Below are 15,659 nucleotides of genomic sequence, written 5' to 3'. Positions count from 1 at the left end.
ATAAAAGGTATTAGCTATTGAATCTGTGGATTAATTCAACTATATCTATTTGCTCCTGGTGTATATCGTAACGGTAACACTTTAAAAGGGAGCTGAGATATGAGCACGACCGACGATACCCATAACACGTTATCCACTGGAAAATGTCCTTTCCATCAGGGGGGGCATGACCGAAGCGCAGGCGCAGGGACTGCCAGCCGCGACTGGTGGCCGAACCAGCTTCGTGTGGATCTTTTGAATCAACATTCCAACCGTTCTAACCCGCTGGGTGAAGACTTTGACTACCGCAAAGAGTTTAGCAAGTTAGACTACTCCGCCCTGAAAGGGGATCTCAAGGCGCTGCTGACCGATTCACAACCGTGGTGGCCCGCCGACTGGGGCAGCTATGTCGGTTTGTTTATTCGTATGGCCTGGCATGGCGCTGGCACCTACCGTTCTATTGATGGTCGTGGCGGCGCGGGTCGTGGTCAACAGCGTTTTGCGCCGCTTAACTCCTGGCCGGATAACGTCAGCCTGGATAAGGCGCGTCGTTTGTTGTGGCCGATTAAGCAGAAATATGGCCAGAAAATTTCCTGGGCCGACCTGTTTATTCTGGCGGGTAACGTGGCGCTGGAAAACTCCGGCTTCCGTACCTTCGGTTTTGGCGCCGGGCGTGAAGATGTCTGGGAACCGGATCTGGATGTGAACTGGGGCGATGAAAAAGCCTGGTTGACTCACCGACACCCTGAAGCGCTGGCAAAAGCGCCGCTGGGCGCGACCGAGATGGGCCTTATCTACGTTAACCCGGAAGGGCCGGATCACAGCGGCGAACCACTTTCTGCCGCCGCCGCCATTCGCGCTACCTTTGGCAATATGGGGATGAACGACGAAGAAACCGTGGCGTTGATCGCTGGCGGGCATACCCTCGGTAAAACCCACGGCGCGGCAGCGGCATCCCATGTAGGGGCCGATCCGGAAGCCGCGCCGATTGAAGCGCAGGGCTTAGGTTGGGCCAGCAGCTATGGTAGCGGCGTTGGCGCGGATGCTATCACCTCCGGGCTGGAAGTGGTCTGGACGCAGACGCCGACCCAGTGGAGCAACTATTTCTTCGAGAACCTGTTCAAATATGAGTGGGTACAAACCCGTAGTCCGGCTGGCGCTATCCAGTTTGAAGCGGTAGACGCGCCGGATATCATCCCGGACCCGTTCGATCCGTCGAAAAAACGTAAGCCAACCATGCTGGTCACCGACCTGACGCTGCGTTTTGATCCGGAGTTCGAGAAGATTTCCCGCCGTTTCCTTAACGATCCGCAGGCCTTTAATGAAGCCTTTGCTCGTGCCTGGTTCAAACTGACGCACAGAGATATGGGACCAAAAGCGCGTTACATCGGACCGGAAGTGCCGAAAGAAGATCTGATCTGGCAGGACCCGTTGCCGCAACCGCTCTATCAGCCAACGCAGGAAGACATTATCAACCTGAAAGCGGCGATCGCTGCATCCGGGCTTTCTATTAGCGAGATGGTTTCGGTTGCCTGGGCATCCGCGTCTACTTTCCGCGGCGGCGATAAGCGTGGCGGCGCTAACGGCGCGCGTCTGGCATTGGCGCCTCAGCGCGACTGGGATGTCAACGCCGTTGTGGCTCGCGTTCTGCCGGTATTAGAAGAGATCCAGAAAACGACGAATAAAGCCTCGCTGGCCGATATTATTGTGCTGGCGGGCGTGGTCGGTATCGAGCAGGCGGCCGCTGCTGCGGGTGTCAGCATCAGCGTACCTTTTGCGCCGGGCCGGGTGGATGCGCGTCAGGATCAGACCGACATCGAGATGTTCTCGCTGCTTGAACCGATTGCCGATGGATTCCGTAACTATCGTGCGCGTCTGGATGTGTCGACGACCGAATCGCTGTTGATTGATAAAGCGCAGCAGTTAACGTTGACCGCGCCGGAAATGACGGTACTGGTTGGCGGGATGCGTGTGCTGGGAACCAACTTTGACGGCAGCCAGAACGGTGTCTTTACCGACAGACCGGGCGTGCTCAGCACAGACTTCTTCGCTAATCTGCTGGATATGCGTTACGAGTGGAAACCGACCGACGAATCTAATGAGCTGTTCGAAGGCCGGGATCGTCTGACTGGCGAGGTGAAATACACGGCGACCCGCGCCGATCTGGTGTTTGGTTCCAACTCCGTACTGCGCGCGCTGGCGGAAGTTTACGCGTGTAGCGATGCGCACGAGAAGTTTGTGAAGGACTTCGTCGCGGCATGGGTGAAAGTGATGAACCTGGACCGTTTCGATCTGCAATAATCTGATAGGTTAATTCGTCAGCGGCTGCTATTCGGTAGTCGCTGACGTTTTCCGCGTTTAATGCGAAAAATAACGAAAATGCCCCGTTACTTTCCAGTTAAATAATACATCTTCCTCCTGTGCTCCCGCGCCTATGTTATGCACAACCAGCGGCACCCCTTCAGGCGTGACGTTCAGGGACACCACGCCAATATGCGCAAGGCCGTTATCCAGCCGCCAGGAGACAATATCTCCCGGTTGATAATCGCTATATTTATCTGTCACCGGCAACGCTTTGTTTTGACGCTGGAACCAGGTTTCCAGATTCGGAACGCGGCGATGGTCGATATTGCTGTCCGGGCGTTTCAGCTTCCAGTTATTCGGGTAGGCAGAGAAATGCGCCTGCATGTCTTCATGTACCCGTTTCTGTAAATCAACCTGCTGACTGCGTAGCGCGCGGATGACGACATCTGCACATACTCCACGCTCCAGCGGAAGATCGCCATTCGGATAATCCAGACGAACATAGGCAGCATCATAAAATAGCGTCTTACCTATTTGTGTCCCGGCACTTTGGGCGATTGCAGCATTAGTTTGCGCCTGAACGGTTATTGGTCTGGTATCAGAGCGTGGCGAATGATGAGAGATATGGCTAATAAAAAAAGCAGCAAGAATACCGATAAGCGCCTGTGCGAATTTCATCTTCTTCGTCCGTGAAGTGTGTCAGTACGTCATTTGACTTTCCGCGGAGAGAATGGTGCGTGATAAAAAAGTCTATTTCAGGACAAAATGGACTGATTCCAGGCTATGGAATACCTGATGATAGCGCTTCGCTTACCCGGCCTGGATGATTGGATAACAAGGCCAGATAAGGTGCCTGTGTCGATATTCGGCAACTGAATTCTGTTGGGTCAGCAAGCTGAAATACTCCTGACTATCGTCAGGAGTATTGCTCAGACCTTATTCCCATTCCTGCAAAAAGCGTTGACCGTACTGGTCGGCGACCAGCAGCGCGGCGTACACTTCATCCGGCGTTGCGCCGCCAGGCATGTTATGAATAGTTTCACCTTCTGCGCAGGAGGCTTCCGCGACGGTGCGCATTTTTGCCGGAATATCCTGTTTAATATCCAGTTGCGCCAGCGTAATCGGCAGGCCAACGGAATGGCACAGCGCCGCAACGGTTTCGATTTCTTCGACCGGCGCGTTTTCCAGCACCAGTTGCGTCAGCGTACCGAAAGCGACCTTCTCACCGTGATAATAGTGGTGCGCATCCGGAATCGCCGTTAAACCGTTATGAATCGCGTGCGCTGCGGCCAGACCGCCGCTTTCAAAACCGACCCCGCTCAGGTAGGTGTTGGCTTCGATGACGCGTTCCAGCGCTGGCGTGACGACGTGCTGTTCGGCGGCCAACATGGCTTTTTCGCCTTCTTCGATCAGCGTGTTATAGCATAGCTCCGCCAGCGCCAGCGCGGCCTGTGTACACTTGCCGCCCGCCATTGTGGTGGCGCCGCTGCGTGAGCAGGCGCGCGCTTCAAACCAGGTCGCCAGCGCATCGCCGATACCGGCTGCCAGCAGACGCGCCGGCGCGCCCGCCACTATCTGCGTATCGACAATGACCATATTCGGGTTATGCGGCAGCAGCAGATAACGGTCAAACTCACCGGCATCGGTATAAATAACCGAGAGTGCGCTGCACGGTGCGTCGGTAGAGGCGATGGTCGGCGCGATAGCGACCGGGACATTCATAAAGTGCGCCAGCGCTTTGGCGGTATCCAGCGTTTTACCGCCGCCGATACCCAGTACGGCGCCACACTGACTTTTTTCGGCGACGGCGCGCAGCCTGTCGATCTCATTTTGCGAACATTCGCCGCCAAACGGGGCGATTTCTACTGACAAACCGGCATCCGTCAGGCTTTTGCGCAGCGTCTCTTCGGCAAATCCCAGCACGAATTTATCGCCCACAACCAGCCAGTTGTTCGCCATTGGTTTTAAATAATCGCCAAGACGCGCGATGACGTTTGCACCCTGAATATACTTACCTGGTGACTGAATAATGCGATCCATACATTTCTCTCCTACAGGTTCAGATTACCAAAAGCGTTTTTCCAGTCTTGCTCAAACTTCTCTATTGCTGACTCTACCGCAGGCGTATTGAGCATTTGTTGCGCTACATCTAAAGGAAGGGTAATCGCCTGGCAACCTGCCAGTAAGCAATCCAGCGCCTGCCGCGGTGTTTTAAAGCTGGCCGCCAGTACCATGCTGTCGGGAGCGTGATGTTCCAGTAGCGTTTGCAGCTCCTGAACCATACGAATGCCATCGCCGCCCTGCGCATCAACGCGGTTGACGTAGGGAGCGACATATTTTGCGCCCGCCAGCGCCGCCAGCAGGCCCTGCGACGCGCTGTAGACGGCGGTGCCCAGCGTCACGATGCCTTCTTTTTTCAGCAATTTAATCGCTGCAAGACCTTCGGCGGTCACCGGAATTTTAACCACAATGCCGGGGATGGCGTTATTCAGTCGTTTGGCTTCTTCCACCATCCCTTTCGCGTTGCGGCTCATGGTCTGCGCAAATAAAGTGCCTTCTTCGCCGATGGCGTTTTGCAGCCTGGGCAGCACATCCCAGATAGATTCTTTGCTGGCTGCCACAATGCTTGGATTGGTGGTGACGCCGGCAATCGGGAAAATGCGCGCCAGACGTTCAACTTCCGCCACGTTAGCGGTATCCAGATAGAGTTCCATAGTCTTTCCTTTACAGTTCAAGTTCATGTTGCAGCAGGCTGGCGATAGCGTCGGCGGAAGCGGCGTTAACCAGCGTGTTGCGGAATTCTTCGTGCATGATGCGGCGGGCCAGGCGCGAGAAAATACGCATATGCTGGTCGCCCGCGGCGTGTTTGTTAAGCGTCAGCATAATGATGAACTGCGCCTCGTCATCTCCCCAGCGTACCGGCGCGTTCAGGCGCGCCACGCTGATGGTGGACTGTTCGATATGTTCCGATTTGCTGTGCGGAATGGCAAAGCTAAAGCCCAGTCCGGTGGAGAATACCGCCTCGCGCGCCCATAGATCGGCTTCCAGTTTGCGCGGGTAGCGGCAGCGGCCCGCCAGCAGCAGATTGTCGGTCATGCCTTTAATCACCTCCTCTTTGCTGCGCCAGTCGCTATCAAGCGTTATGCATTGGGCGGTAACCAGCGGGGCATCCTGCTGCGACATGCGGAACTGCGCCAGCAGATGCTCCACCTCCAGCGAGGTGCGGCAGGCCATCGCCTGATTCAACAACTGGCGGCAGGCTCGGCTGTCGAGTTGTGCCATCCGCGCTTTGGCGGCGGGAATCGACGGCGTGCCCATGCTGATCTCGTCCAGCCCCAGACCTACCAGCAATGGCAGAACCGAACCTTTGGCCCCCAGTTCGCCGCACAGACCAATCCATTTGCCCTGACGATGTACCGCCTGCACCGCGAAATCCAACGCGCGCAGGAAGGCGGGATTCAGGCTGTTGTAGTGACGAGTGACTTTGGCGTTATCACGGTCTACCGCCAGCAGGTATTGTGTTAGATCGTTACTACCAATACTAAAGAAATCAATCTCTTCACAGCATTGATCGATGATGAACATCACCGACGGCACTTCCAGCATAATGCCGAGTGGGATCTTCTCATCGAACGGGATATGTTCATTACGCAGCTGCTGTTTGGCTTCCGCCAGCTTCTCTTTGACCCACAGAATCTCTTCCATAGAGGAGATCATCGGGATCATGATTTTCAGGTTGCCGTGGGCGGACGCGCGGAGGATCGAGCGTAGCTGGGTGGTAAACAGAGAAGCGTACTCTTCATAAATACGGACGGCGCGATAGCCGAGGAATGGGTTGGCTTCGGCAGGAATATTCAGATAATCAACGGGCTTATCGCCGCCTATATCCATTGTGCGCACAATAATGCTGCGTCCCTTTGCGGACTCCAGCGCCTGGCAAAAAATATTGTACAGCTCGTTTTCGTCCGGCGCGCAGGCGCGGTCCATATACAGCATTTCTGTGCGGAACAGGCCAACCGCTTCCGCGCCGTTACTAAAGGCCGCTTGCGCCTCGACGGAGTGCGCGATGTTGGCGGCGACCTCCATGCGGATGCCGTCAGCGGTGCGCGCTTCCTGGGTCAGCCAGATGCGCTGCTGTTCGCGCAGGGCGTCTTGCACGCGGGCTTCCTGCTGATAGTAACGAGTGACAGGCTCGTCAGGCGCAACGACAATCGCGCCTGCGTTGCCGTCAATATAAACCGTCTGCTGACGCCACGGTGTTAAGGCCTCAATCTCCACGCCAACCAGGGTGGGAATGTTGAATGAGCGGGCGAGAATCACCGTGTGCGAAGTGTTGCCGCCGCTTTTTAACAGCAGACCTTTGAGAAAGGTTTTATCCAGTTCGAGGAACTGGCTTGGCGTCAACTCTTCCGCCATACAGATAGATGGCCGGGTCAACTGGCCCGGCGCCGGAAAGCGCTGCTCACCGTAAATGTGTTGCAGTAACTGGAAGCAAACGTCACGAACATCCAGCGCGCGTTCCTGTAAATAGCTGCTGCTGGCGCGAGCGAACTCATTGCAGAAATGGTTCGCGCTTTCCACGATTGCCTGCGCGCAGCTTAAACCGCGCAGAACGCCGTCCAGTAAATGCTGACGCAGTGAAGCGTCGCCTGCCAGCGAACGATGGGCTTCCAGAATCGCGCTGGCGGCACCGTCACTGTCGAGCTGACGAAACTCAATATGCTTTATCAACATCGCTAAGCCATTGTCCAGCGCGGCTTGTTCCGTCTCTGTGTCGTTGGCGGTCGGGAGTTCGCCGAGCGCATTGAGATCCAGGGAAGAGAGTGGCGTCAGTACGCCGCCCGCGCTGCTGCTACACACGCTACGGGCGCGGTAAATCTGCGGATTCAGCTGGGTCAACGACGCCGGAAGCGGCTCCAGTTCGCTGTTTTTAATCTCCGCCAGCGGCGCGTCGCAGAGTGGGAATTCATCGCGCAGCCATTGACTCAGACGCTGACAGGCAACCTGTTCATCGGCACCGGAAATCACCAGCTGACAGTGGTCGCCAGCCAGCGTGTCGGTGCCAATCAGCGCCAGCGCGCTTTTGGCGCTGCCTTTGCGATCGGTGCGCAGGTTGTGCCACTCAATTTGCGACGTGAAGGTATTACACAGCGTTTCTACGTGGCTTGCCGGGCGCGCATGTACGCCATTCGGCAGTTCACAGGTAAATTCCACAATCAGGGGCATTGCCTCTCTCCCATAACGATTCTCTCGCTACAGCATAAAAGGAGGTAGCCGGAATACGCCATGTGACAAATCTGTCAAAAGCTGGATAAATGTAATGTAGCGCAAAAAGTGCGAGTTGTCTCACAACTTAGCGTGGTAGCGCAGGTTTTACCTTTTTCAGAAGTTATGAAGCGGATCGCATTTTTATACTGATATTACAAAAATCCAGTAAATGGCCTTTTTATCCACTGTCTGCGCGACAATGGATTGCCTATTGTTTTCCGCAGTAACTTTATGGACATGGGCTTTATCCAGCCCGGGAGCGACTTATGAAAGAGTTGGTACAGATCCTGAAAAATACCCGCCAGCACCTGATGACCGGTGTTTCGCATATGATCCCCTTTGTGGTGGCTGGCGGAATTTTGCTGGCAGTCTCCGTCATGCTATATGGCAAGGGCGCCGTACCCGATGCCGCTACCGATCCGAATCTTAAAAAACTGTTTGATATTGGTGTCGCCGGGCTGACGCTGATGGTGCCTTTCCTCGCCGCATACATTGGCTACTCCATTGCCGAACGCTCCGCGCTGGCTCCTTGCGCGATTGGTGCCTGGGTGGGTAACAGCTTCGGCGCGGGCTTTTTCGGGGCACTTATCGCCGGACTTATCGGCGGGATCGTGGTGCATTACTTGAAGAAAATCCCGGTGCATAAGGTGCTGCGTTCTGTGATGCCTATTTTTGTGATTCCCATCGTTGGCACTTTTATCACCGCGGGCATCATGATGTGGGGGCTGGGCGAACCGATCGGTGCGCTGACAAGCAGCCTGACCCAATGGCTGCAAGGGATGCAGCAGGGCAGCATCGTGCTGCTGGCGGTGATCATGGGGCTGATGCTGGCTTTTGATATGGGCGGCCCGGTTAATAAAGTCGCTTATGCGTTCATGCTGATTTGCGTGGCGCAGGGCGTATATACCGTGGTGGCTATCGCCGCGGTGAGCATCTGCGTACCGCCGCTGGGACTGGGGCTGGCGACGCTGATTGGCCGCAAGAATTTTTCTGTTGAAGAGCGCGAAGCCGGTAAAGCCGCGCTGGTCATGGGCTGCGTGGGCGTAACGGAAGGGGCGATTCCTTTCGCCGCTGCCGATCCGCTGCGCGTGATCCCATCCATTATGGTGGGCTCCGCTTGCGGTGCGGTAATGGCCGCGCTGTTTGGCGCGCAGTGTTATGCCGGTTGGGGCGGTTTAATTGTTCTGCCAGTCGTGGAAGGCAAGCTGGGTTATGTCGCGGCAGTCGCCGTGGGCGCGGTGGTAACGGCAGTCTGCGTTAACGTGCTGAAAAGCCTGACGCGTAAGAATGTGTCGCAAGTTGACGAAAAAGAAGACGACCTGGATTTAGATTTTGAGATGAATTAAGCGAGGAATAAGCCATGACTAAAATTATTGCAGTAACCGCGTGTCCTTCTGGTGTTGCGCATACCTATATGGCGGCTGAAGCGCTGGAAAGCGCAGCCAAAGCGAAAGGTTGGGATGTGAAAGTGGAGACTCAGGGCTCGATTGGGCTGGAAAATGAACTGACGGCAGAGGATGTGGCGAGCGCCGATATGGTGATTTTGACTAAAGATATCGGCATCAAGTTCGAAGAGCGGTTTGCGGGTAAAACTATCGTTCGCGTCAATATCAGCGACGCGGTAAAACGCGCCGACGCCATTATGAACAAGATTGACGCCCATCTTTCGCAAACCGCGTAACGTTAAAATGCCCGATGGCGCAAGTTTATCGGGCCTGCTCACAGGCCCGATAAGAGATTTATGCCGCCATCCGGCGCTCGTGTCCACAGGAGCTCCTCATGACCCATCGTATTCAACGCCTCAAAGCCGCTCTGTTTCAGAATCACCGTGAAATTTCTCTGGAGCGCGCGCTGCTTTATACCGCCAGCCATCAGCAGACGGAGGGCGAACCGGTCATTTTGCGCCGCGCCAAAGCGACGGCGTATATCCTTGAACATGTTGAAATTTCGATTCGTGACGAGGAGCTGATTGCCGGAAACCGAACCGTTAAGCCGCGCGCGGGTATTATGTCGCCGGAAATGGACCCGTATTGGCTGCTTAACGAGCTGGATCGGTTCCCGACGCGTCCGCAGGACCGTTTTGATATCAGCGAAGAGGATAAGCGCCTCTATCGTGAGGTTCTATTCCCGTACTGGGAAAAACGGTCGATGAAAGATTTTATTAACGGGCAGATGACCGATGAGGTGAAAGCCGCCGTCAGCACCCAGATTTTTAGCATTAACCAGACGGATAAAGGGCAGGGGCATATCATTATTGATTATCCACGCTTGCTCAATAACGGGCTGGGTGAACTGGCGGCGCAGATGCGCGCGCGCTGCGAGCAACAGCCGGAAAACGACTTTTATCAGGCCGCTCTGTTGTTACTTGAGGCATCGCAACGCCACATCCTGCGTTATGCCGTACTGGCGGAACACCAGGCGGAGCGCTGCCCGGACGCTCGTCGTCGTCAGGAACTGCTCACCATTGCCGCCAATTCGCGGCATAACGCGCAGCACAAACCACAGACGTTCTGGCAAGCATGTCAGCTGTTCTGGTACATGAACATTATTTTGCAGTACGAGTCCAACGCCAGTTCGCTGTCGCTCGGGCGCTTCGACCAGTACATGCTGCCGTTTTATCAGACTTCGCTCACTCAGGGCGACGATCCGGCGTTCCTGAAAGAGTTGCTCGAGTCGCTGTGGGTGAAATGCAACGATATCGTGCTGCTGCGCTCCACCAGTAGCGCGCGCTATTTTGCCGGTTTCCCGACGGGTTACACCGCGCTGCTGGGCGGATTGACGGAAAGCGGACGCAGCGCGGTAAACGTGCTCTCTTTTCTCTGCCTGGATGCCTACCAGAGCGTGCAGTTGCCGCAGCCGAATCTCGGCGTGCGCACTAACGCGCTGATTGATACGCCGTTCCTGCTCAAGACCGCCGAGACCATTCGCCTCGGTACCGGCATTCCACAGATTTTCAATGACGAAGTGGTGGTTCCCGCGTTCCTTAACCGTGGCGTGTCGTTGGAGGATGCGCGCGATTATGCGGTGGTGGGATGTGTTGAGCTGTCGATTCCGGGCAGAACCTACGGGCTGCATGACATCGCCATGTTTAATCTGCTGAAAGTGATGGAAATCAGCTTGTATGAAAATGAGGGCAACGACACTCTTACTTATGAGGCGTTGCTGGCGCATATTCGCGCCAAAATCAGTCACTACATTACACTAATAGTAGAAGGCAGCAATATTTGCGATATCGGCCATCGTGACTGGGCGCCGGTGCCGCTGCTCTCTTCGTTTATCAGCGACTGCCTGGAGAAAGGGCGAGACATCACCGACGGCGGCGCGCGCTATAACTTTTCGGGCGTACAGGGCATCGGTATCGCCAACCTGAGTGATTCCCTTCATGCGCTCAATGGGCTGGTATTCGATCAGCAGCGCCTGAGTTTTGATGCGCTGCTGTCGATCCTGAAAAACAACTTCGCCACGCCAGAAGGGGAAAAGATCCGCGCCAGGCTTATCAACCGCTTCGAAAAATATGGCAACGACATTGATAATGTCGATAACATCAGCGCCGAACTGCTGCGGTATTACTGCAAAGAGGTGGAAAAATACCAGAATCCGCGCGGCGGCCAGTTTACGCCGGGTTCATACACGGTTTCCGCGCATGTGCCGCTGGGAGCGGTGGTCGGCGCGACACCGGACGGGCGTTTTGCCGGAGAACAGCTGGCGGATGGCTGCCTGTCGCCGATGCTCGGACAGGATATGCAAGGGCCGACGGCGGTACTAAAATCAGTAAGTAAGTTGGATAACACGCTGCTGTCGAACGGTACGTTGCTGAACGTGAAGTTTACTCCTGCGACTCTGGAAGGAGAGGCGGGACTGCGCAAGCTGGCGGATTTCCTGCGCGCGTTTACCCAGCTCAAACTGCAGCACATCCAGTTTAATGTGGTGAATGCCGACACATTGCGCGAAGCGCAGCTACGGCCTCAGGATTTCGCTGGGCTGGTGGTGCGCGTGGCGGGCTACAGCGCCTTCTTTGTCGAGCTGTCGAAGGAGATTCAGGATGACATTATTCGCCGCACCGCGCATCAGTTGTGAGGTTGTGGGGGCGCGCGATGAGGAGACCGCGCGTATCTTCAATATCCAGCGCTATTCGCTGAATGACGGGCAGGGGATTCGTACGGTGGTCTTTTTTAAGGGCTGTCCGCATACCTGTCCGTGGTGCGCTAATCCGGAATCTATCTCGCCGCGCATTGAAACGGTGCGCCGGGAAAATAAATGCCTGCGTTGCACGCCGTGTCTGCGGGATGCCGACGAATGTCCTTCCGGCGCGTTTGAGAGTATTGGGCGTGATATTACGCTGGATGAACTGGAACGCGAAGTGCTGAAAGACGACATCTTCTTTCGTACTTCCGGCGGCGGGGTGACGCTTTCTGGCGGCGAAGTGCTGATGCAGGCGCCGTTCGCCACGCGCTTCTTACAGCGATTGCGGCGTTGGGGCGTTCCTTGTGCTATTGAAACGGCTGGCGATACGTCGGCCAGCCGTCTACTGCCGTTGGCAAGGGCGTGTGATGAGGTATTGTTTGATCTGAAAATTATGGATGCGGAGCGGGCGCGCGAGGTGATCAACATGAATCTGCCGCGCGTACTGGAGAATTTACGGTTACTGGTTAGCGAGGGAATCACGGTGATCCCTCGTTTGCCGTTGATTCCTGGCTTTACGCTTAACGCAGAGAATCTGCAGTGCGCGTTAACATTGTTGAGATCATTAGGAATAAAGCAGGTTCACCTGCTACCGTTTCATCAGTACGGCGAGCCGAAATACCGGCTGCTTGGAAAATCATGGATGATGAAAGATATTCCCGCGCCGTCGGTGCAAGAGATCGCTCTGTTTCGGGAGATGGCGGAGCAAGCAGGATTTCAGGTCACCACAGGAGGTTAATATGGCAGTACCTGTACGGCATCTGGTGGCAGTGACCGCCTGCGTGAGCGGTGTAGCGCATACCTATATGGCTGCTGAACGGCTGGAAAAACTTTGCCAGCAGGAGAAGTGGAGCATCAAGATTGAAACCCAGGGGGCACTCGGTACAGAGAACCGCTTAACGGAAGAGGATATCCGCCGTGCCGATGTCGTGTTGCTCATTACCGATATCGAGCTGGCGGGCGTGGAGCGATTTACCCGGAGTCGCTATGTCCAGTCGGGGATCAGCGCTTTTTTGCGGGAGCCACAGCGGGTAATGAGCGCTGTGCGTAAACTCCTTTCCGCGCCGCAACATACCCACCTTATCCTGGAGTAATCTGCTTTTCCGTTAGCTGGCTGTGATACTGGCGGCGATACTCCGACGGCGAGCGTTCCGTATTTTTGCGAAACAGGCGGCAGAAATAGTTACTGTCGACAAAGCCGCAACGGTGCGCCACCTCTTTCACTTTCAGGTCATAGCCCTTCAGCAACGTTTTGGCGTGTTCCAGTCGCGTATGGTTCAGGTATTCGTTAAAGCCGATGGCCCCCGTTTTCTGGAACAGGTGCGAGAGGTAATTTGGCGAGATATAAAACGCTTGTGCTACCGATTCGCGCGTCAACGGCGCGGCGTAGCGTTCATCAATATACTCCCGAATGGCTTCAAAAAGCGCGCGGCTGCGGGAGGCGGTCTGGATTTGGCTGCCGAGCAGATCGCGGCAATGGCTTAGCAGGCTGGCGACAATCAATCTGGCCGTTTGCTGCTCTTGCGGCTGCATCTGCATCTCATTAAGCGTTTGTAACAGGAACGAGCCGATACGCGGGCCGCGGCGCGCAACGTGCTGTTTCGTGAGGTTTTGATGCTGCTGACCATCCCAGTGGACTACGCTGAAACCTAACTGCTGTTTGCCAAACAGAATGCTCAGGGTGGTGACGGGCGTTTGCCATTGCGGGATGTTCCAGCCGCCAGCCGGAACGTAGAGAACATCGCAAGGAATGAGCGGGGCGGTAATGCTCATGTCAGTAAGCTCGCCCTCCAGCACAATCTCCAGCCGCGGAAAATCCACCTGGTACGCCAGTTCCGGCGCTGGGCCGCTGGCGCTGGCAAAATAAATCTGGCGCAGCGGCAGCGGGCCGTTGATGAGACGGGAGAGAAGGTGGCTGACGTCGTGATACATGATAATCCCCTGCCGATCGCAAACAGAGGAAACAGTAACGTCGAAAACCGATGTCCTCAAGCGATTATTGCCGGATAGCGGCGCTTTGCGCCTTATCCGGACTACGGGAGAGAAGCACGCCAGGCCCGATAAGCGTTAGCGTTATCGGGCAACATACAGGCTATTGATTACCGACCTGATCGCCATACGGCAACGTATCATAATCAATCAGCGCGTTTTTCTTATACGGGTTGCCAATCCAGCGCGTGGTCTCTTTGAACTGCGGGTTGGTGATGGAGCGCGTCGGGTCGTAGCCATCATAGGTCAGGCCCGCTAAGTCAGACCAGGTATGGATAAGCTCGGAACTGCTGTACTTACGATCGACATCCTGTGAGAAGTCGCGCGGATGCGCTGCCTGCCATTTCTCTGAGGTCCACAGCAGGAACGGCACCGTATACATATGACGGGTTGGCGAATCTTCGTTTCGTCCCTGCGTCTTATGCGGCGGCGTGTCATACACTTCTTCACCGTGATCGGAGAAGTAGAGCAGGAAACCGTTCGGATCGGTCGCTTTATAGTCCTTAATCAGGCTGGCGACAACATAGTCATTATACAGGTTCGCGTTGTCGTAATCGTTATACGATTCCAGTTCTCGCTGCTTAATCCCGGCGGAACATGGTCGGTTTTACCATCAAACTTGCCCTGGTTTTCTGGATAGCGGAACTTGTATTTAATGTGCGTTCCCAGCAGATGCACAATAATGAATTTTTTCGGCGCCGGGTCGGCTAACACCGCTTTAAACGGCTCCAGCACGTTGCTGTCATATTCGCGTGCGCTTTGAGTGCGCTGCTGGTTCATATAGAACTGCTTATCAGTCTGCTTAGAGAACACGGTCAGCATGGTATTACGCGCCGTCATCGTCTGCTGGTTAGTGATCCAGAAGGTTTTATACCCGGCCTGTTTCATCATATTCATCAGCGATGGCTTCGTCAGATACCAGTCCGGGTTCTTTTCGTCCGCGAACGTTAGCGCCTGTTGCAGGATCTCAATGGTGTACGGTCGCGAAGTTACCACATTATTAAACACGGTCAGCCCGGGGTCGGTTTTATGCAGCGCGTCCAGTTCCGGCGTGGTTTCGCGCGGATAACCGTACAGACTCATACGGCCACGCTGGGTCGATTCGCCAATCACCAGTACCAGTGTGCGCGGCGCATCGCCGGAGTGGTCCTGGAAGTTAGCCAGCGGCGGCAGGGCATCGTTTTCATTCAGCAGTTTATTCAGCGAGGCGAGCTGTAAACGGTACTGATAGTAGCCAGTAATAAATTGCCACGGCGCGGCGGGTTCCATTCGTGACGCCAGGCTATCCAGCGTTTTCTCCATCGACTTATGCTTGATAAAGGTATTCATCGCGATGGGATGGAGGATCAGCCCGTACAGCAGGGCAAACGACACCAGATAACGCCAGGGCGATGGAATATAAACCGGGCGCAGACGTGTCCACAGCAAAATCGCCGCCACCGTATAAGCCAGCGCGACAAGAACAATTTTCAGACTGAAATATTGGCTTAAATATTCGCTGGCTTCATTGGCGTTGGTTTCAAACATCACAAACAGCACGCTTTGCGAGAACTCCTGCCCGTAGATTACGTAATAGCTCAGCGCCGCCAGCGAGGCGGCCCAGAGTACGACGCCAATAACGGCCGCAATAACCCGGATGCGGCCTGGAAACAGAAAGACCGGGATCAGCCACAGTGAGCTGTACAGTAGCGAATCCCGCAGACCGTTTGTCCCGCTGTATCCGGTGAGATAAATAATGGCCTGCAGGAGGGTGGAAAAGAACCAAAAGTAGAGCAGTGCCCAGCCCAGGGCTTTCCAGCTAAACGCGGGTTTAGTCTGGAGTAATGTGGATTGCATAATGAGAGCCTGTCTTTAATCGTAGCGCCAAACGTAACGCCTGAACCTTAAAAGAATCTGAAGCAAACCTGCTTTATGCCGCACGTTTTGCTAAGAAAGAT

11 protein-coding genes and 1 pseudogene are annotated in these 15,659 nt (G+C 55.2%); 6 read left to right on the top strand and 6 right to left on the bottom strand.

Annotated elements, in window-relative coordinates; all coding sequences use genetic code 11:
* The first annotated feature begins 99 nt into the window (after positions 1 to 99).
* Positions 100 to 2,280, top strand: coding sequence for a catalase/peroxidase HPI (gene katG, locus ACQ29O_RS21715; protein WP_000108108.1), 2,181 nt, complete (start codon positions 100 to 102; stop codon positions 2,278 to 2,280).
* A gap of 57 nt (positions 2,281 to 2,337) precedes the next feature.
* Here katG and ACQ29O_RS21710 read toward each other — a convergent pair whose 3' ends face one another.
* From ACQ29O_RS21710 to ptsP, 4 genes are all read right to left on the bottom strand, one after another.
* Positions 2,338 to 2,961 carry a DUF1287 domain-containing protein gene (locus tag ACQ29O_RS21710; protein ID WP_000666689.1) on the bottom strand — a complete coding sequence of 208 codons (624 nt, stop codon included), beginning with the start codon at positions 2,959 to 2,961 and terminating at the stop codon, positions 2,338 to 2,340.
* A gap of 258 nt (positions 2,962 to 3,219) precedes the next feature.
* A complete protein-coding gene (gene gldA / locus ACQ29O_RS21705) occupies positions 3,220 to 4,323 on the bottom strand; it encodes a bifunctional L-1,2-propanediol dehydrogenase/glycerol dehydrogenase (protein WP_000374031.1) in 1,104 nt (367 codons plus the stop codon).
* Between the two features lie 11 nt (positions 4,324 to 4,334).
* A complete protein-coding gene (gene fsa / locus ACQ29O_RS21700) occupies positions 4,335 to 4,997 on the bottom strand; it encodes a fructose-6-phosphate aldolase (RefSeq protein ID WP_000424871.1) in 663 nt (220 codons plus the stop codon).
* Between the two features lie 10 nt (positions 4,998 to 5,007).
* A complete protein-coding gene (gene ptsP, locus ACQ29O_RS21695) occupies positions 5,008 to 7,509 on the bottom strand; it encodes a phosphoenolpyruvate--protein phosphotransferase (RefSeq protein ID WP_001128499.1) in 2,502 nt (833 codons plus the stop codon).
* A gap of 308 nt (positions 7,510 to 7,817) precedes the next feature.
* Here ptsP and ACQ29O_RS21690 point away from each other — a divergent pair, with 308 nt between their 5' ends.
* The 5 genes from ACQ29O_RS21690 (at position 7,818) to ACQ29O_RS21670 (ending at position 12,827) form a co-directional block, all read left to right on the top strand.
* Entirely contained in the window at positions 7,818 to 8,897 is a 1,080-nt protein-coding gene (locus ACQ29O_RS21690; protein ID WP_000661597.1) for a PTS fructose transporter subunit EIIC, read from the top strand.
* Between the two features lie 14 nt (positions 8,898 to 8,911).
* Positions 8,912 to 9,232, top strand: a complete 321-nt coding sequence (locus tag ACQ29O_RS21685; protein ID WP_000161258.1) for a PTS fructose-like transporter subunit IIB — start codon at positions 8,912 to 8,914, stop codon at positions 9,230 to 9,232.
* A 98-nt stretch (positions 9,233 to 9,330) separates the two neighbouring features.
* A complete protein-coding gene (locus ACQ29O_RS21680; RefSeq protein WP_000149709.1) occupies positions 9,331 to 11,628 on the top strand; it encodes a formate C-acetyltransferase in 2,298 nt (765 codons plus the stop codon).
* Positions 11,594 to 12,472 carry a [formate-C-acetyltransferase]-activating enzyme gene (locus ACQ29O_RS21675; RefSeq protein ID WP_000171732.1) on the top strand — a complete coding sequence of 293 codons (879 nt, stop codon included), beginning with the start codon at positions 11,594 to 11,596 and terminating at the stop codon, positions 12,470 to 12,472. The genes ACQ29O_RS21680 and ACQ29O_RS21675 overlap by 35 nt, the downstream gene beginning before the upstream one ends.
* A gap of 1 nt (position 12,473) precedes the next feature.
* Positions 12,474 to 12,827 (top strand): PTS fructose-like transporter subunit IIB, encoded by a 354-nt coding sequence (locus ACQ29O_RS21670; RefSeq protein ID WP_000290522.1) that lies wholly within the window; start codon positions 12,474 to 12,476, stop codon positions 12,825 to 12,827.
* Here the strand turns inward: ACQ29O_RS21670 and ACQ29O_RS21665 are convergent.
* Entirely contained in the window at positions 12,814 to 13,665 is an 852-nt protein-coding gene (locus ACQ29O_RS21665) for a helix-turn-helix transcriptional regulator (RefSeq protein ID WP_000274596.1), read from the bottom strand. The two genes, ACQ29O_RS21670 and ACQ29O_RS21665, sit on opposite strands and share 14 nt — an antisense overlap.
* A 160-nt stretch (positions 13,666 to 13,825) precedes the next feature.
* Positions 13,826 to 15,558 (bottom strand): annotated as a pseudogene (locus ACQ29O_RS21660) (phosphoethanolamine transferase CptA).
* Positions 15,559 to 15,659: the final 101 nt, after the last annotated feature.

Source organism: Salmonella sp. GDC200615, assembly GCF_050574145.1.
Taxonomy (GTDB): Bacteria; Pseudomonadota; Gammaproteobacteria; order Enterobacterales; family Enterobacteriaceae; genus Salmonella; species Salmonella enterica.
The sequence above is the reverse complement of the archived record's forward strand: the minus strand, read 5'-3'. Positions and strand labels throughout refer to the sequence as shown.

Coding starts and splice junctions, on each gene's coding strand:
- fsa (WP_000424871.1), bottom strand. CDS start 4,997: ATGGAACTCTATCTGGATACCGCTAACGTGGCGGAAGTTGAACGTCTG.
- ACQ29O_RS21665 (WP_000274596.1), bottom strand. CDS start 13,665: ATGTATCACGACGTCAGCCACCTTCTCTCCCGTCTCATCAACGGCCCG.
- ACQ29O_RS21680 (WP_000149709.1), top strand. CDS start 9,331: ATGACCCATCGTATTCAACGCCTCAAAGCCGCTCTGTTTCAGAATCAC.
- ACQ29O_RS21710 (WP_000666689.1), bottom strand. CDS start 2,961: ATGAAATTCGCACAGGCGCTTATCGGTATTCTTGCTGCTTTTTTTATT.
- gldA (WP_000374031.1), bottom strand. CDS start 4,323: ATGGATCGCATTATTCAGTCACCAGGTAAGTATATTCAGGGTGCAAAC.
- ACQ29O_RS21670 (WP_000290522.1), top strand. CDS start 12,474: ATGGCAGTACCTGTACGGCATCTGGTGGCAGTGACCGCCTGCGTGAGC.
- ptsP (WP_001128499.1), bottom strand. CDS start 7,509: ATGCCCCTGATTGTGGAATTTACCTGTGAACTGCCGAATGGCGTACAT.
- ACQ29O_RS21690 (WP_000661597.1), top strand. CDS start 7,818: ATGAAAGAGTTGGTACAGATCCTGAAAAATACCCGCCAGCACCTGATG.
- ACQ29O_RS21675 (WP_000171732.1), top strand. CDS start 11,594: ATGACATTATTCGCCGCACCGCGCATCAGTTGTGAGGTTGTGGGGGCG.
- ACQ29O_RS21685 (WP_000161258.1), top strand. CDS start 8,912: ATGACTAAAATTATTGCAGTAACCGCGTGTCCTTCTGGTGTTGCGCAT.
- katG (WP_000108108.1), top strand. CDS start 100: ATGAGCACGACCGACGATACCCATAACACGTTATCCACTGGAAAATGT.